The sequence below is a fragment of the Elusimicrobium simillimum genome, from assembly GCF_049639735.1.
Taxonomy (GTDB): Bacteria; Elusimicrobiota; Elusimicrobia; order Elusimicrobiales; family Elusimicrobiaceae; genus Elusimicrobium; species Elusimicrobium simillimum.
Window position 1 is genome coordinate 1,819,358 of sequence record NZ_JBEVVA010000003.1, and the last position, 16,281, is coordinate 1,835,638.

The following is a 16,281-nucleotide window of genomic DNA, read 5'->3' on the forward strand; positions in this document are numbered from 1 at the left end:
TATTAGAATAATGATGTTATTTTATATTGCGTAAAAGACCAGTTTTTAATAAGATTAGAATATGCGTTTAAAAATTAAACTATTTATATTATCGGCTTTTTTAATTACGGCACTGCCGCTTTTAGCGCAGGGGCGCCCCGAAGTTGCGGCCCCTATAAAAGTGGGCGGAACATTTTCCGGGGAAGAAGCCTCCGCCGGGGCAACAGCGGCCGCCGCTAAAACCACCGCGGCGTTTAATATGGAGGACGAACTGTCCTCTCTTAGAGAAGCAATTTCAAAAAAACAATACAACAATGTTATTTCAAGAATAAACTCTCTTGTGGCTGAAGGAAAAAATACGCCGCGTTTTAATTTACTTTTGGCACAAGCCTATGAAGGCACGGCGCAGTGGGACAACGCTGTTTACCACGCCAGTGAAGTTATAGGAATGTCCCCCTCAGACTCTAGAGGTTTTACAATAAGAGGCGGCGCTTACTATAAAAAAGGTGAGCTTGATAAAGCTTCTATTGACATAGAAAAATCTCTTAAAATTAACCCCAACTCAAACAAAGCCAAACTTATTAAAAAGCTTATTGACGACGCCAAAGCAGGCGCGCCAACCACAGTAAGCGCCAGGCCGCAGCCAACCGCGCAACCCCCCGCCACCCCCGGCGCTAAAGTAGCGGCGGATACAGCGGCGGCCGAGAAAACAAAAAGGCTTGAAACAATACGCTGGTGGATAATTTATTTTATAGCCGTACTGGCTGTAATATGCGCTTTTGTTTATTTCCGTTACCCCGCTAAATCAGGCTCTTCACCCAGCGGCGCTAAAAAAATTGACATTAAAGAGCAATACAATTTTACCCGCCAAATTGGCGAGGGCGGCATGGGCAAAGTGTACGAGGCTTACGACAAAGTATTAAAACGCCGCGTTGCCATAAAGCGCGTACGCCCCGAACTTGTGCGCAGCAATTATGTAAGAGAACAGTTTTTGTCAGAAGCCAGAATGGTAGCGTTGCTCCGCCACCCTAATATTGTTGAGATTTATACTGTTATAGAATCTGACAACAGCCTGTACCTTGTGTTTGAATATGTGGACGGGCAAACGCTGGAAACCAGACTGGATATAGACGGTTTTATACCGTTTTCTGAGTGCAAAGTTTTGTTTGAATCCGTTTGCCGCGGCCTGCATTACGCGCACGCGCAGGATATTATACACTGCGATTTAAAGCCCGGCAATATTATGATTACAGACGGCTCTAACGCGAAAGTCATGGACTTTGGCGTAGCCAAAAAAGTGGTAGAGGGCGACAACGGCGCAAGAACCGTGGCCGGCACCCCCGCTTACATGGCGCCAGAACAGCAGAAAGGTTTTATGAAAAAGCAGTCTGACGTGTACTCGCTTGGCGTATGCCTTTACGAGTCACTGGTCGGCCAGGTACCGTGGAGCGTGGCGGGCTTTGACATAGCTAATAAACGCGTAGTACCGCCGTCAAAGATTGTGCCGTTTATACCTGTGGAAGTTGACGCGCTGCTCTCAGACGCGCTTAAAGAAGACCCTACACAAAGAATACAGTCTATAGACGAGTTCTGGACAAGGCTCAGCAAGATTGAGCCGCTGGCCGAACAACCAAGACCCAAGCATATTTAACTTAGCAAAAAAACTCCCCGCTTAAACAATACTCATTTTCCTCTCCCTCTTAGGGGAGAGGAAGTTTTTTTGCGTTGTTTGCTGCGCAGCAGCTTGCAAAAAAGCAGGTGAGGGTATTACTGCTGTTATAAAACAAGAGTTTCAATTTAAATTTTACAACAAAATATTTGTGTATATCACCCTCACCTGCTCGCTTCGCTCACTTCCTCTACAGCTTGATATCTGCATGCTACGCTATCCCCTAAGAGGGAGAGGGTATACAAAAAAACCTGCTGTGTAAGCAGGTTTTTTATTTACATATTCTTGGTGAAAAATTGGGCCAACCTGTAGCGATATTCCTCGCCGCCTACTTCCGCGCTCTGGTTATGCTTGGCGCCCGGGATAATCCACAACTCTTTAGGCTCCTTGGCGTTCTTATAAAGGTAAGTGGCATTAACTGCCGGCACCAGGTTATCGTGGCGGCCGTGAATAATAAAAATAGGCCTGCCCGCGAGTCCTGCTATGTTATAGGCCGGGCTGTAATACTGCGGGTCAAAGCCAAGCCTGCGGCGTATAAAGTAAAGCACCAAAGGTATTACCGGGAAATACGGCACGCGCTTATTAATCCACGCCCAGCGCGCTACCACACGGTTAAAAGAGTAGTAGGCGGCCTCACTCACTACACACTTAATTTCTTTGTTTTTAGCGGCCGTGTAAATAGCCACCGTGCCGCCCATGCTAATACCGTAAAGGCCTATGGAGGCGCATTTAGCGGGCCGGGTGTCCTTCATATATTTTATAGCGCCTTCTAAATCTTTAGTTTCTAAGTAACCTATAGAATTAACTTTACCGCCGGACTCGCCCATCGCCCTAAAATCAAAATATACTAGGTTAAAACCAAGGTCATGTAAATAGGCGGTATATTTTAAAATATCGCCCCTGTTCTGGCCCCAGCCGTGTAAAAGGAAAAGCGTTTTGTCGCTGTTTTCGGCGGGTACAAACCAGCCTTTTAACGGGATGCCGTCTGTGGATTTAAAAGAAATTTGCTCAAAGGGTAATTTAAATTGGTCCGGGAAAATAACTACCGGCTTTCTTTTATAAACAGGCTCCAGCACAGCAACACTTTGTTTATAAATTAAATAAACGGCAGCCACACAAACTATGATAAGCAAAATAATAAGTATAATAATGATATTCATATTTTAATTTTATAATATTTCCTTGATTGAAATTCCTATATATTTATTTAAGTCAGACGCCATTACGCTGTAGTCGCTCATATCCGCCGCCGCTTTGTCCCCGGCCAAACCATGAAGATAAACAGCGCACGCGGCGGCGTTAAAAGCTGTTTTAATATCAAATACGTTCGCTTTGCCAAGCTGCGCCCAAATACCCGCCGTAAGCCCTGCCAAAACGTCGCCGGTGCCGGCCTTGGCTAAGGCGGATGAACCTGTTTCGTTTACCAGCGTATCACCGCCGTACGCCACAATTGTGCGCGCGCCTTTAAGCACGCATACTGCGTTGTATTTGGCGGAAATTTGTTTTGCCATTTGCTCACGCTGGGCGTCGTCTTTTGGTATTTCTCCGTCTATTAAACGGGCGGCTTCCAGCGGGTGCGGCGTGAGTATGGCGGGCATATTAAATTTAAATTTTTCTTTTAATCCCGCTAAGGCATTTAACCCGTCGCCGTCCAACACTAAAGGTAAATCAAGCGTGCTAATTAAACCGGGCACATATTTGGCGGCGTCAGTTCCCAATCCGCAACCCATAACCATAACGTCCTGTTTTTGGTCAGCGGTTAAATTTTTTATTTGTGTAATTTCTTGGTTGTTTTCAAGCGGCAGAAGCACGGCCTCGGGCAATGTGGAAAACACCATATCCTTTTCTTCCTCAGGCACAACCATAGTAACGTAACCAGCCCCGGCCGCGTAAATACCGCGTGCGCATAACAACGCCGCGCCCATCATATTAGTGCTACCGCATACGCAAAGCACACGGCCGAATGTGCCCTTGCTGCTCTCAGCAGGCCTTTTGGGGAAATTTGACTTAACAAAATCTTTTGTTATAATTTTCATTTTTTGGTTATTAATGCGACGGCGGTGGCGTACTTTTTGGTGTGTGAAAGAGAAATTTTAATATCCAGGTCTTTTGCCCGCGGGTCGTCAAATACTATTATAGGCGCACCGGTGCACTCGTTATGCACTTCAATTTTTTTGAGTGCTACCCCGTCAAAAGGCAGCGCTTTATACACGGCCTCTTTAGCGGCGAAACGTACGGCAAAATGTTCATAACGGTTTTTTTTGCTGAGACAATAGTCTATTTCAGCCTCGCTGAAAATACGTATAAGCGCGGCGGAGTTTTCGGCAAATTCCGCTATTCTTTGTACTTCTACAATATCTGTGCCTATGCCTATTATTTCCATTATTCCACCGTTACGCTTTTGGCTAAATTTCTTGGCTGGTCTATCTCGCACTTTCTGAGTTTGGCTACGTAATAAGCAAAAAATTGTACCACCACGGCGTTAAGCACGGGGTTTAAAAACGCGCTGGCGTCGGGTATAGTAAGAGTGTCTGTTATTTTACCGTGTAAACCTTTTACGCCCGCGTAGTTTGTTACCGCTATTACGCGCGCTCCACGCGCCTTTGTTTCCTCACAGGCGGAAAGCATTTTTTCAAACAAATCGTCTTTGGGTACTAATGCTATAACGGGCACGCGTTTGTCTATAATCGCGATAGGCCCGTGTTTTATTTCCCCTCCGGGGAACCCCTCTGCGTGCAGGTAAGAAATTTCTTTAAGTTTTAAAGCGCCCTCAAGCGCGATAGGGTAGTTAACGCCTCTGCCTAAAAATACAAAAGTTTTTTCTTTATAAACTTTTCTGGCCAAACGCCTGACAGGTTTATCAAGCGCTGTTATAGCGGCGTCCAGTAGTCTTGGCAAGGCAAAAAATTCTTTTGTTAATTTGGCAAAATCCTCTGCGGTCATATTGCCGTTGGCGCGGCCCAAAAACAAGGCGAAGCCGTACAACGCGGCCAGCTGGCTGGTAAACGCTTTGGTTGAGGCCACACTTATTTCCAGCCCGCAACGGGTGTAAAAAGTATGGTCCGCCATGCGTGTTAAGGTTGAACCCAGCACATTGCATACGGCAAAAGTTTTAAATTTAAGTTCCTGCGCTTTTTTAACGGCGGCAATAGTATCGGCCGTTTCGCCAGACTGGCTGATAGCCACTACTAAAGTACCGTCCGCTTTGGGCACGTGGCGGTATTTATATTCTGAAGCGAAGTCAACGCTGACGGGTATGTCCGCGTATTTTTCTATAAAATACTTTGCGGTAAGCCCCGCATGGTACGCGGTGCCGCAGGCTACTATTTGTATGTTTTTAATTTCTTTGGCTTCACGCTTTGTCATGCCAAATACGTCCGCCATGTCTTCCACGCCAAAACGCAAGGTGTCGGCAACGGCTTCGGGCTGTTCATGTATTTCTTTAAGCATGAAGTGCGCGTAGCCGCCTTTTTCGGCTTGCTTATTACTCCATTTAATTTTGGTAATTTCGGGCCTTCTGGCTTTGCCGTTTTCGCCGTAAATTATGGCGCCTTGGGGTGTAATGGCGACGACTTCGTTATCTTCTAAAAACACCGCTTTGTTGGTGTGTCTTAAAAACGCCGTAACGTCAGACGCTATAAAGTTTTCACCTTTGCCTATGCCGACCACAAGCGGGCTTTGCTTACGCACGCCTATAATAGTGTCCGGCGCGTCTGCCCACACTACGCCTATGGCGAATGCGCCTGTAATTTGTTTGATTGTTTTTTGTACTGCGGTAAGCAGTTTGTATTGGGTGGAGCCGTCTTTAACCGTTTTAAGATTTTCTTCTATAAGGTGGGCGACAACTTCTGTGTCTGTCTCTGATTTGAAAATATGTTTTTTCTTTTTAAGTTCTTCTTTAAGCGTTAAATAGTTTTCAATAATACCATTGTGCACTACGGCCAGGCGGCCGCTGCAATCTGTATGCGGGTGGGAGTTAGATTCGCTTGGTCTGCCGTGCGTGGCCCAGCGTGTGTGGCCGATGGCGGTGGTGCCTTTAAACCCAGCCTTTTTAAGAACGTCCTCAAGCGCTTTTACTTTACCGGGGGCGCGCAGGCGCTTTAAGGCGCCATCCTCTATAGACGCTATACCGGCGGAATCGTACCCGCGGTACTCCAAATTTTTAAGACCTTCTATCACATAATCAGCGCCGCGTCTTGCGCCCGCGTAACCTATTATACCGCACATAAAAACCTCTCAAAATTTTAGGAGATAAGATTAAGCATTTCAGATATAGCGGCGCTGAGACCCACGTAAACAGATTTGGCCACTATTGAAAAACCAATATTTAAACACTGCATGCCCTCTATGTCAGACACGGCCTGCACGTTTTCATAATCCAGCCCGTGGCCGCTGTGCACTTCAAGGCCAAGCTCGTGGGCAAGTATTGTGGATACGGATAATTCTTCTAAAAGCTTTTTTTGTTCTTTTTTATTTTTGGCTTCGCTGTAATCAGCGGTGCAAAGCTCCACTATTTTTGCGCCTGTGTTGTGCGCGGCGCGTATATCTTTGGCGGCGGGGTTAACAAATAAACTTACGGCAATTTTTTTCTTTTGCAATGCTTGTGTAATTTTGGTAATGTTGGCAAGGTTTTTTGGGCTTAAGTTAAGGCCGCCCTGCGTTGTCTTTTCCCCGGGGAATTCCGGCACCAGGCAGACGCTGGCGGGTTTATATTTGAGGGCTATCTTCATCATCTCATCGGTGGCGGCGCATTCCATATGTATTTTGCCTGGGTATTTTTTGCACAAAATTTCTATGTCTTTATCTTGTATGTGGCGGCGGTCGCTGCGTAAATGCACTACTATAAACTCCGCGCCCATGCCAAGCGCCACTCTTGCGGCTTCTTCGGGCTTGGGGTAACCAACGCCTCTTGCCTGCCTTAGTGTCGCTACGTGGTCTATGTTAACGCCTAATTTTACTGTCATATTATTACCTATTTAACCTTTGCTCTAAAATGTTCTTCAAGACGGCAGGAAATATCTTTTACTAAACCGTCGTCCTCGCCCTCAACTAAAATTCTAAGTTTAGGCTCTGTACCCGAGTAACGCACAATTATGCGGCCTTTGCCTTTAAAAGAATCTTCCAACTCTTTTATAAGCTGCTCAAAGCCGTCCACTTCCTCAAGCGGTACTTTGTTTTCCACTTTTACCGCCGTAAGCAGCGCGGGGTATTTGTGCCATAAATCATGAAACGCAGAAAGGTTTGTTTTATTTTCTAAAGCAAAAGCGGACAGCTGCAGCGCGGCTAAAATGCCGTCGCCTGTGGGGCTGATTTCGTTAAAAATAATATGGCCAGATGTCTCGCCGCCTACGGTAAGGCCCTCTATTTCAAGCGCTTCTGACACATACTTATCGCCCACGCCTGTAAGTTCCACGTCCATCCCCTTCTCTTTAAGAAAATTGATTACAGACAGGTTGGCCATAATTGTGAGCACAACTTTATTTTTATTAAGTTTATTTTTACGCTTAAGCTCAAGCGCGCTGGCGGCTATAATATGGTCGCCGTCAAGCTGACGGCCCATTTCGTCGGCCGCTATCACACGGTCGCCGTCGCCGTCAAAGCTGAAACCGCAAAACGCGCCGCGCTCTTTAACAAGCGCCTGCATACCTTCCGTATGCAAAGCGCCTACGCCGGCGTTAATATTTTTACCGTCCGGAGTATTTGCCATTACAACAACGTCCGCGCCCAATGCTTCAAACACCATAGGCGCTATGCGTGAGGTTGCGCCGTTGGCGCAGTCCAGCACTATTTTCACGTTTTTAAATAAATCTTGGGGAACTGTGTTTACAAGAAAGTTTTGGTAGTCCAGCATTAACGCTTCGTTAAACTCAAACTCGGCGTTTTTATTGTCTATGGGCGCTTCTGTAAGAGAGTCTAAAATATTTTCTATAGACTGCTCGTCCGCCTCGTTCATTTTTTTGCCTTCATGGTTAAAAAACTTGATGCCGTTAAACTCCGCCGGGTTATGGCTGGCCGAGACTACCGCGCCAAAAGCAAAACCCATTTTTTTAACCAAAAAAGAAACCGCCGGTGTAGGCGCGACGCCAATGCTGATAACATTGTACCCCGCCGCCATAATACCCTGGCTGAGGTTAGACAGCAGCATAGCGCCCGACGCGCGGGAATCCTCGCACACAACAACGCTTTTTTTAAGATTTGCGGGCAGGCTTGCGTCCACGTGTTTTACCGCCGCGTAACCAAGCTTAACAACAAAATCTTCCACCAGCGGGAACTGCCCCGCCACCGCGCGTACACCGTCTGTACCAAAATATTTCATGTTAACCTTCCTGTACCGTTTCGTCCTGCGGTTTAACCTTGGCGGCCTCTTCTTGTTTTTTTATTTCTTCAAGTTTGGCTTTATAGGCTTTGGGGTCGGCTAAAATCTCGTCAATTTCTTTGGACTCTACTACCTCAATTTCTAAAAGTCTTTCTACCAGCACGTCAAGCGCCTCACGGTTGGCCTGCAGTATTTCCTGCGCTCTTGCGTAAGAGGCTTTAACAACCTGGCTGACCTCATCGTCTATGCTTCTAAGCAGGTCTTCTGAAAGTTTGGTACGCGCTATGTCGCGGCCCAAAAATACTTCGTCCTCGCTTGTCTGCACGGATATCGGGCCAAGCTTGTCGCTCATGCCAAGCTCCGCAATCATACGGCGGGCGTAGGAGGTTGTGCGCGACAGGTCATCATGCGCGCCTGTGGTAACTTCTTTAAATACAATAGCTTCCGCCGCGCGGCCGCCAAGCAGCACGCACAACTTATCTAAAATTTCAGATTTGGTTGTTAAAAACTTATCTTCCAGCGGCAGCTGCATGGTGTAACCAAGCGCTGGGCCCCTGGGTATAACAGAAACTTTGTGCACAGGGTCGCTATTGTCGGTTTTTTTGGCGATAACAGTGTGGCCTGCCTCGTGGTAAGCGATAATCTTTTTTTCATGCGCGCTAATAAGTCTGCTTTTACGCTGCGGGCCCGCTATAACACGTTCAACAGCTTCCTCAAGGTCAGACTCCGTTACCGCGGCCTTGTCCTGGCGGGCGGCTAAAATGGCGCCCTCATTAATAACGTTGGCCAGGTCAGCCCCTACAAAACCGGGGGTGCCTTTGGCTACAATTTTAAGGTCTACCGACGGGGCAAGCTTAACTTTTTTAGCGTGCACTCTTAAAATTTCTTCTCTGCCCTTCATATCGGGCGCGGGGACGTTGATGTGGCGGTCAAAGCGGCCGGGGCGTATTAAGGCCGGGTCCAACACGTCGGAACGGTTGGTGGAGGCCATTAAAATAATGCCTTGTTTTGATTCAAAGCCGTCTAATTCAATAAGCAGCTGGTTAAGCGTTTGCTCACGCTCGTCATGCCCGCCGCCTATACCCGCGCCTCGGCGTCTGCCTACGGCGTCAAGCTCGTCAATGTAAATAATAGCGGGGGCCATTTTTTTGGCCTTTTCAAATAAATCTCTCACACGCGCGGCGCCAACGCCTACAAACATTTCAACAAACTCTGACGCTGAGGCGGAGAAAAACGCTACGCCAGCCTCGCCCGCTACAGCCTTGGCCAGCAGTGTTTTACCCGTGCCCGGCGCGCCGTAAAGTAAAATACCTTTGGGCAACTTGCCGCCCAACTTTTGAAATTTTTTGGGGTTTTTAAGAAATTTAATTGTGTCTTCCAGTTCCTCTTTAGCCTCGTCACAACCGGCTACGTCTTTAAACGTAATGCCCTCATTGTTACCCATTTGCAGCTTGGCTTTGGAATTGGCAAAGCTCATGGGGTTGCCTTTGCCGCCGCCTTGCTGCGGGCGTAAGAATAAAAACCACCACGCCCCAATAAGCAGCGCAACGAAACCTACATTTAACAGTACGCTGAACATCCAGCTTTTGTCGGTCTCGGCCTTGAACTTAATTTTGGCGGCCATAAGTTCTTTAACTAAATCTTCATCGTCAAGCCTTACTGTTCTAAAGTTGACGACAGTGTCGCCCTCTTTGGTGGAGCCTGTAATAAGGTCCGGGCTGATAACCAGGTTTTCCACTTGCTGCGCGGCAACTTTGGTTTTAAAATCGTAGTAGTCAACATCGATTGTTTTAGTTTTGTCCCTAAACTGGAAAATAGCCACGCTTAGCGCGAACAGCATTATCCAAAACATTATAGGTTTAAAAGAAAAAATATTTGGGTTTTGAGTCTTCTTCATTATTGTTTATAAACTCCTATATAAGGTAAATTTCTGTAAAGTTCATTGTAGTCTAGGCCGTAACCTATTACAAACTCGTTAGGTATGGTAAAACCTATGTATTTAACAGATACTTCAACTTTTCTGTTAGATGGTTTGTCCAACAGTGTGCATATTTCCACGCTGGCGGCGCCGCGGTCTCTAAGATTTTTAAGAACATAGTCAAGCGTAAGGCCTGTGTCTACAATGTCCTCCACTATTATTACGTGGCGGTCTTTAATATCGTCACGCAGATCCAGCATAAAACGCACTGAGCCTGACGATTGTGTGCCGCAGTAGGAACTAAGGCACATAAAATCTAATGTACATTCCGTCTTAATTTGTTTTAAAAGATTGCTGTAAAATACTACACACCCTCTAAGCATGCCAACGATAAGCGGTTTTTTGCCATCATAGTCTTTGGTTAACTGTGCGCCAAGCTCTTTAACGCGGGCGTCTATTTCCGCTTCTGTAATTAAAACACGTTCTACTACACTTTCAAGTGACATGCAACCCTCCGAAACATCTTAAATATATATACATATACAAGAATACCTTTTTTAACGCTATACTCAACCGGAAATAGCCAATACTGCAGACTATTAGCTGAGGATTTAAACAACTGTTTTAGAAGTAGAAATAATACTCTTATTCACCCTCACCCTGCTCACTACGTTCGCTTCCCTCTCCCATCCAACAAGGGAGAGGGAGAATACCAATTGACACGCTCGGCAAGTTTGCCTCACTTTTCATCCAACAAGGGAGAGGGAGGATATGGGTTAAAACCTGTTGGTTATGCCCATTTCCACCACATGTTTGTCATAGTTGCCGCTGTATACGTTAGACTTAGTTTTTACGTAAGAATAGTTAAGTGTGGGCGTAAAACCAAAAATATTTATCTGTCGGCTTAAAATACGTGCCTCTATGCCGTAGTTTTCGTCACGGCGGCGTTTGTAGACAAAAGTGTAGTCCTCTACAAAAGTCCCCTCACCTTTAGCGCGGGAATTGCTGTAAGATGGCTCCACATAAAGCGAAATACCCAACGGCAGTTCCGTGCCTATGCCAAGGCCTATGCGGTAAATTTCTTTATTAGAAAAAGATTCCTCGGTACGGATAAAACTGGCCGACGGCTTTAACATAATATAAGTTTTAGAGCTTATAGCGTAAAACAAGCTGGGCATGACAAAAGTATCGGTGCCATTCATATAATCATAACCTTTGCGGTCATAATCAGTAAACTTAAAAGATGTGTTAAGCCACAGGCTGGCGCGGGGCGCGATATCGTAGTTTAACTGTAACAGCGGCCCGTAGTCATACAACATCCCTTTGCCGCCGTACCAAATGCGGCTGCCCGACGCGTAGAGCGCCGCGCTGCCCCGGCGGTAGTTATACATGGGGCCGGTGGCAAAACCTACGGAGTGCACATCATACTGACTGCCCGAAAAATCTGACACCGTGCCGGAAAGCGTACTTTTCCAACGCAGGTTTGGGCTGAGACGCTGGTAATACTCCAGCCCGGCGCTGCCGCTAAGGCCGATGGAAGACTTTTTTGTTTCCAACTCACGGCAAAGCGGTATACCCCAAAAATATATACATTCATACCGCTGGCCGGCGGCGTTGTTGACATTACTGCTGGGCGCTATACCAAGGTTAAGGTAATAATCCCACTTTTTGCGGTAGCGTATTTGGTAGAGGAAAAACCCTATTTTATCTTTAACTTCCTGCGGTAAATCTTTACTGCCGTTAACAAGGCGGAAGTGGTAGTCGGCCTTTTCGTCTTTGCCTGTTTTAAAATATAAAAGCGCCAGTTCTAAACGCACGCGGGTAAGGCCCGGGGAGTTTTTAAGTATACGCCTAAACACCCACTCCGCCGTAGCGTAGTCTTCTTTAAGCATGCTGGCCATGCCGAGCAAAAATTCTATTTGGGTTTTGTCTTCTTTGTTTTGGGCAAGCGGGAAAGCCTCCAGCAGGATTGTAACGGCTTCGTCCGGCTTTTGCTGGTCTATTAAACTTTCCGCCACTATTATGGACTTGGTTACTATATCTGGTTCCTGCGCGTATAAAATGCCGCCGCATAAAAAAGTAAAACAAAAAAGTGCGCACATTATTGCACACTTTTTTGTTTTAAAATTTTTTACGGCTTTCACGTTATTCCTAGCGGTACATGATTAAAATTCTTATGGCAAGAACTATCATGACTATACCGGCTACGGATTCTACTACCTTTGAAGATATTCTCTTGCTGTCCGGCCTGCCAAAAAGGAAACCAAGCAGTGACATTATCATAGATACCGCAAATAACGCGAACAACGGCCATACCAAAGAGTAATTGACCGACATTATCTGCAAAGCAAAACCTAACATGGCCGAATTTAACGCCAGCAGCATACCTGTTTTGATAAGTTTTGGGTTCATCTCAGGGTCGTCAATGCCAAAGCTGGGGGATTTTTCAACAGTTTCTAAAAGCAGCCTTATGCCTATAAGCATGACAAAAGCGAATGATATCCACACACTTGCCGTCCAGCTGTACTGCGCTGGCCAGATATACGCTATTAAATAACCTGCAAGCAAAAATAAAGCGTGGAAGATAGAAAATGTAAGCGCTATTCTTAAAGAAAGTGAACTTCTGACATTATTGTTTTGTGATTTCATGGCGGACATATTGGCCATAACCATATTATCAACGCATAAACAAATAAACATTATTAATACTGCCCAAAATTCCATAATGACCTCACTTTATGTATATATTTAATATTAAAGGAATTCCACCATTTTTACATTAGCCCGTCAAGCAGAATTTTTATGCCTATGGCTATTAAAACAACTCCGCCAAAAACTTCGGCCTTGGGGCCAAGGCGTTTGCCTATGCCGCTGCCAAGCTTAAACCCGGCAAAAGTTGTGGCAAAAACAAAAAATGATATGCTGGCCACCGCCAGCCAAAAGTTAACGTTAGATAAACTTAAGCTAATACCCACGGCAAGCGCGTCTAAACTGGTGGCTATTGAAATAAAAAATATTTTTTTGCCCGTGGCGACAATATTTAAGCACTCGTCTTCTTCTTTAGAAAAAGACTCGTAAATCATTTTACCGCCTATAAATAAAAGCAGCGCAAAAGCCACCCAATGGTCGTAAGCGTCTATATGTTTGCCTAAAGTAGCGCCGCCAAACCAACCACCTGAGAACATAATAAAATGCGCTATAACAAAAATAAGGCCGCACTTTACAATATGCTTTGTTTTAATATCCGGCGCACAGCCCGACGCCATAGACACCGCAAAATTGTCCATAGACAGCCCGACCGCCACAAAAATAACTGTAAGTAAACTCATAGTTGTATTTTAACATTTTAACTATCATATTAGGTATCCTAAAATCAGGTATAATCTAAATATATGAAAAGCATAAGAGAACTTTATAAAGTAGGTATGGGGCCGTCCAGCAGCCACACCATGGGCCCGCGTAAAGCGGCCGAAGATTTTGCCAAAGAAAATGAGGACGCCTCCTCATTTAGAGTGCATTTGTACGGCTCGCTGGCGTTAACGGGCCGCGGCCACTTAACAGACGTCGCAGTCAAAGACGGCCTGGCGCCGAAACCCGTTGAAATTGTATGGGAAAACGGCGTGTTTTTACCCTTTCACCCTAACGCTTTAAAGTTTGAATCGCTGGACCAAAGCGGCGCAGTTCTCTTATCCAAAACCGTTTACAGCATAGGCGGCGGCGAAATATCAGAAGGCAGCGAAAGAAAACGCGACGACCGCTCTCTCTACCCGCTTACCACAATGGACGAAATCTTAGACTACACATTAAAAAAGAAAATCACGCTTTGGGAATATGTGGAAGAGTGTGAAGGGCCGGAAATTTGGGAATTTTTATACGGCATTTGGAAAGAAATGCAAAAAACTATCGAGGCCGGCCTCTCCAGGCGCGGCACACTGCCGGGCGAACTTAACCTGGAAAGAAAAGCGCAAAAATTTTATAAAAAAGCATTGTCCGCGCCCGGATTTTTAAGGCGCAAAAACATGCTGTTCGCCTTCGCGCTGGCCTGCGCCGAGGAAAACGCCAGCGGCGGGGTTGTGGTAACAGCGCCCACATGCGGCTCATGCGGGGTAGTACCCGCGGTACTGCGCTTTGCAAAAGATGTGTATGATTATACAGACACCGCCATGGTACGCGCTTTGGCTACCGCTGGGTTGATAGGTAATTTAGCTAAAAATAACGCCTCAATTTCAGGCGCAGAAGTTGGCTGCCAGGGCGAGATTGGCGTGGCCTGCGCTATGGCCGCCGCCGCTATGTGCCAGCTGGAAAGCGGCGACAATAAACGCGTGGCTTACGCCGCGGAAATGGGGCTGGAACATCACCTTGGCTTAACGTGCGACCCTGTTGCCGGCCTGGTGCAAATACCGTGTATTGAGCGTAACGCTATGGCCGCGGCAAGGGCGCTGGACTGTTCTACCTACTCCATGATTTCAGAAGGTGAAAACCATGTGTCATACGACGAAGTGCTGCAAACCATGATGCAAACGGGTAAAGACATGAACTCCGCCTACCGCGAAACCGCAGAGGGCGGGTTGGCAAAATTCTTCAAGATAAAAAAACTGTTTAAAAAAGATAAGTAAGGGGGCCACATGGAAACTAAAGAAGCTATTTTTAAAAGAAGAAGCATAAGAAAATATAAAAATATTCCTTTGGACCAGGCGCAGGTAGAAGCGCTACTGCGCGCCGCCATGGCCGCGCCTACGGGCAGAAACATACAGGACTGGCGTTTTGTGGTAGTGCGTGAAAGGGGAAATTTGCAAAAAATAATGCTGGCGCACCCGTATGCCAAAATGGTGGAAACCGCGCCGCTTGCCATAATAGTGTGCAGTGATTTTATAGTGGATAACGCCGCCAGGTTTTGGGAAGTAGACTGTGCCGCCGCCATACAAAACATAATGATAGCCGCCACAGGCATGGGCCTGGGCAGCGTATGGCTGGGCGTAAGCAACGACAAAGCCCGCCTGGAAGGCATTAAAAAATATTTTGAACTGCCAGAAAACATAATGCCCGTAGGCATAGTTGTGGTTGGCACAGCAGACGAAGAAAAACAGCCCGAAGACCGTTACGACCCAGCCAAAGTGCACTATGAAAAATGGTAACGCGCGCGTTTAAACTGACGTAAAAAACTGTCGCGCGTAAATAAAGTTTGACTTTAATTATTAGAATTAATAGAATGTATATACAGTAGATTTAGGAGTCGTGGTGTAGCCCGGTTAACACGCCCGCCTGTCACGCGGGAGACCGCGGGTTCAAATCCCGTCGACTCCGCCATTATTAAAAAGCCTGGTTTTATTTTTATAAAACCAGGCTTTGTCTAAGAGGTTCCTTATGAAAAAATCTCTTTTATACTTTATGTTTCTAGCCGGACCCTTGGTTTTATGCTCCCAACAAAACAACCCAACCGCTAATACAAAAGATACTGCCTTTAAGACAGACTCTGAAATAATTACAGAATATAAAGAGGAAGTCAAGCAGCATGCCCAAACCGATAAATATTTTGGCAAGACATTTATATCTTCCCAAAAACATATGGCAGATGTTTTTCTTTTTATAACTGATCCCAAAAACTACAATTTCTTTACTCCTGTAACCTCTTCTAAGGATTACCGTGCTTTTATTAGCAGCACTACAGATATTTTGTTGCTGGGGGAATATCATGACCCTGATAGCAAAATATATGCAAAAGAAATATTAAATGAAATAAAAAAAATCAAACCAAACTCCATCACCGCAGTTGAATATCCTCCCTCTATAACTAAATTAGGAAAAGAATTTTCCCATCATTTTGATTTTGATAACAACACCTTATTTTTGGAAGACGATAGAGTTCTTACTCTTTTGGGGGTATTCCCAAACAATCGCCTGGAGGAAGCCGATTTTAATTATGAAGAAAATCTTGCTTTTCTAGAAACAGAAGAGGCCATGGCACATAGAAACCACACCTCAATACAAAGGCTAAGACCTTATTTAAAAAATACTTTTATCACTTTTTATGGAGGTCTTGGGCATATTAGAACCAATGGGGAATCTGGAGCATTAAGTGTCCGCTTAAAAGAAGAAAACGTACAAATCTCAACCGTTTTTTTATTGAATAGAGCCCGCCTATACAAAGAAACGAAGGAAGATACCCCTCTTGGCGAAACATTTATTATTACCGTGCCTCTAGAATACAAGGAAATAATAGGAACCGATTATATATTATTATTTTAAAAATAGAGAGTATTTCTGTCTAAACTAGAATCACCGCCATTTAGAATCCCCTTTTAGAGGCAATTGCCTTTAAGAGGGGATTTTTATATGTCTGAGAAAGCTTAAAATTGTCTTTATCTATAGTATTTTCTAGAAACTTTTGTAATAAAAATT

Annotated in this window: 15 protein-coding genes and 1 tRNA gene; 5 read left to right on the top strand and 11 right to left on the bottom strand. The window is 45.5% G+C overall.

Annotation, left to right across the window (positions count from 1 at the left end; translation table 11 throughout):
• Positions 1-61 precede the first annotated feature (61 nt).
• Positions 62-1,630, top strand: coding sequence for a serine/threonine-protein kinase (locus tag AAIR98_RS09255; protein WP_423971909.1), 1,569 nt, complete (start codon positions 62-64; stop codon positions 1,628-1,630).
• Between the two features lie 293 nt (positions 1,631-1,923).
• Here AAIR98_RS09255 and AAIR98_RS09260 read toward each other — a convergent pair whose 3' ends face one another.
• The 11 genes from AAIR98_RS09260 to AAIR98_RS09310 all read right to left on the bottom strand — a co-directional run bounded on the left by AAIR98_RS09260 (position 1,924) and on the right by AAIR98_RS09310 (position 13,211).
• Positions 1,924-2,808, bottom strand: a complete 885-nt coding sequence (locus AAIR98_RS09260) for an alpha/beta hydrolase (protein ID WP_423971910.1) — start codon at positions 2,806-2,808, stop codon at positions 1,924-1,926.
• Between the two features lie 9 nt (positions 2,809-2,817).
• Complete coding sequence (locus AAIR98_RS09265) at positions 2,818-3,684, bottom strand: NAD(P)H-hydrate dehydratase (protein ID WP_423971911.1); 867 nt, start codon at positions 3,682-3,684, stop codon at positions 2,818-2,820.
• Entirely contained in the window at positions 3,681-4,031 is a 351-nt protein-coding gene (gene acpS / locus AAIR98_RS09270; RefSeq protein WP_423971912.1) for a holo-ACP synthase, read from the bottom strand. The genes AAIR98_RS09265 and acpS overlap by 4 nt, the downstream gene beginning before the upstream one ends.
• Positions 4,031-5,875 carry a glutamine--fructose-6-phosphate transaminase (isomerizing) gene (glmS, locus tag AAIR98_RS09275; RefSeq protein WP_423971913.1) on the bottom strand — a complete coding sequence of 615 codons (1,845 nt, stop codon included), beginning with the start codon at positions 5,873-5,875 and terminating at the stop codon, positions 4,031-4,033. Before glmS ends, acpS begins: the two co-directional genes overlap by 1 nt.
• Positions 5,876-5,892: 17 nt before the next feature.
• The gene (locus AAIR98_RS09280) at positions 5,893-6,612 is read right to left on the bottom strand and encodes a pyridoxine 5'-phosphate synthase (protein WP_423971914.1); all 720 of its coding nucleotides are present in this window, start codon (positions 6,610-6,612) and stop codon (positions 5,893-5,895) included.
• An 8-nt stretch (positions 6,613-6,620) separates the two neighbouring features.
• Entirely contained in the window at positions 6,621-7,964 is a 1,344-nt protein-coding gene (glmM, locus tag AAIR98_RS09285; RefSeq protein ID WP_423971915.1) for a phosphoglucosamine mutase, read from the bottom strand.
• A gap of 1 nt (position 7,965) precedes the next feature.
• Positions 7,966-9,861 (bottom strand): ATP-dependent zinc metalloprotease FtsH, encoded by a 1,896-nt coding sequence (ftsH, locus tag AAIR98_RS09290; RefSeq protein WP_423971916.1) that lies wholly within the window; start codon positions 9,859-9,861, stop codon positions 7,966-7,968.
• Positions 9,861-10,388: a hypoxanthine phosphoribosyltransferase gene (hpt, locus tag AAIR98_RS09295; RefSeq protein ID WP_423971917.1), complete on the bottom strand. Its 528-nt coding sequence runs from the start codon at positions 10,386-10,388 to the stop codon at positions 9,861-9,863. The genes ftsH and hpt overlap by 1 nt, the downstream gene beginning before the upstream one ends.
• 270 nt (positions 10,389-10,658) lie before the next feature.
• On the bottom strand, positions 10,659-11,984 hold the full coding sequence (locus AAIR98_RS09300) for a surface lipoprotein assembly modifier (RefSeq protein WP_423971918.1): 1,326 nt from the start codon (positions 11,982-11,984) through the stop codon (positions 10,659-10,661).
• Positions 11,985-12,033: 49 nt separating this feature from the next.
• Positions 12,034-12,606 carry a manganese efflux pump MntP gene (locus AAIR98_RS09305; protein ID WP_423971919.1) on the bottom strand — a complete coding sequence of 191 codons (573 nt, stop codon included), beginning with the start codon at positions 12,604-12,606 and terminating at the stop codon, positions 12,034-12,036.
• A 50-nt stretch (positions 12,607-12,656) separates the two neighbouring features.
• Positions 12,657-13,211, bottom strand: a complete 555-nt coding sequence (locus AAIR98_RS09310; protein ID WP_423971920.1) for a manganese efflux pump MntP — start codon at positions 13,209-13,211, stop codon at positions 12,657-12,659.
• 63 nt (positions 13,212-13,274) lie between these two features.
• Here AAIR98_RS09310 and AAIR98_RS09315 point away from each other — a divergent pair, with 63 nt between their 5' ends.
• The 4 genes from AAIR98_RS09315 to AAIR98_RS09330 all read left to right on the top strand — a co-directional run bounded on the left by AAIR98_RS09315 (position 13,275) and on the right by AAIR98_RS09330 (position 16,128).
• Positions 13,275-14,498 carry an L-serine ammonia-lyase gene (locus AAIR98_RS09315; protein WP_423971921.1) on the top strand — a complete coding sequence of 408 codons (1,224 nt, stop codon included), beginning with the start codon at positions 13,275-13,277 and terminating at the stop codon, positions 14,496-14,498.
• Between the two features lie 9 nt (positions 14,499-14,507).
• Positions 14,508-15,017: a nitroreductase family protein gene (locus AAIR98_RS09320; protein ID WP_423971922.1), complete on the top strand. Its 510-nt coding sequence runs from the start codon at positions 14,508-14,510 to the stop codon at positions 15,015-15,017.
• Between the two features lie 94 nt (positions 15,018-15,111).
• Positions 15,112-15,189, top strand: a tRNA-Asp gene (locus tag AAIR98_RS09325).
• A gap of 57 nt (positions 15,190-15,246) precedes the next feature.
• A complete protein-coding gene (locus AAIR98_RS09330) occupies positions 15,247-16,128 on the top strand; it encodes a hypothetical protein (RefSeq protein WP_423971923.1) in 882 nt (293 codons plus the stop codon).
• Positions 16,129-16,281 lie beyond the last annotated feature (153 nt).

Excerpts from the sequence above, each read along its gene's own strand:
- AAIR98_RS09255 (WP_423971909.1), top strand. The coding sequence starts at position 62 with ATGCGTTTAAAAATTAAACTATTTATATTATCGGCTTTTTTAATTACG.
- AAIR98_RS09260 (WP_423971910.1), bottom strand. The coding sequence starts at position 2,808 with ATGAATATCATTATTATACTTATTATTTTGCTTATCATAGTTTGTGTG.
- AAIR98_RS09265 (WP_423971911.1), bottom strand. The coding sequence starts at position 3,684 with ATGAAAATTATAACAAAAGATTTTGTTAAGTCAAATTTCCCCAAAAGG.
- acpS (WP_423971912.1), bottom strand. The coding sequence starts at position 4,031 with ATGGAAATAATAGGCATAGGCACAGATATTGTAGAAGTACAAAGAATA.
- glmS (WP_423971913.1), bottom strand. The coding sequence starts at position 5,875 with ATGTGCGGTATAATAGGTTACGCGGGCGCAAGACGCGGCGCTGATTAT.
- AAIR98_RS09280 (WP_423971914.1), bottom strand. The coding sequence starts at position 6,612 with ATGACAGTAAAATTAGGCGTTAACATAGACCACGTAGCGACACTAAGG.
- glmM (WP_423971915.1), bottom strand. The coding sequence starts at position 7,964 with ATGAAATATTTTGGTACAGACGGTGTACGCGCGGTGGCGGGGCAGTTC.
- ftsH (WP_423971916.1), bottom strand. The coding sequence starts at position 9,861 with ATGAAGAAGACTCAAAACCCAAATATTTTTTCTTTTAAACCTATAATG.
- hpt (WP_423971917.1), bottom strand. The coding sequence starts at position 10,388 with ATGTCACTTGAAAGTGTAGTAGAACGTGTTTTAATTACAGAAGCGGAA.
- AAIR98_RS09300 (WP_423971918.1), bottom strand. The coding sequence starts at position 11,984 with ATGTGCGCACTTTTTTGTTTTACTTTTTTATGCGGCGGCATTTTATAC.
- AAIR98_RS09305 (WP_423971919.1), bottom strand. The coding sequence starts at position 12,606 with ATGGAATTTTGGGCAGTATTAATAATGTTTATTTGTTTATGCGTTGAT.
- AAIR98_RS09310 (WP_423971920.1), bottom strand. The coding sequence starts at position 13,211 with ATGAGTTTACTTACAGTTATTTTTGTGGCGGTCGGGCTGTCTATGGAC.
- AAIR98_RS09315 (WP_423971921.1), top strand. The coding sequence starts at position 13,275 with ATGAAAAGCATAAGAGAACTTTATAAAGTAGGTATGGGGCCGTCCAGC.
- AAIR98_RS09320 (WP_423971922.1), top strand. The coding sequence starts at position 14,508 with ATGGAAACTAAAGAAGCTATTTTTAAAAGAAGAAGCATAAGAAAATAT.
- AAIR98_RS09330 (WP_423971923.1), top strand. The coding sequence starts at position 15,247 with ATGAAAAAATCTCTTTTATACTTTATGTTTCTAGCCGGACCCTTGGTT.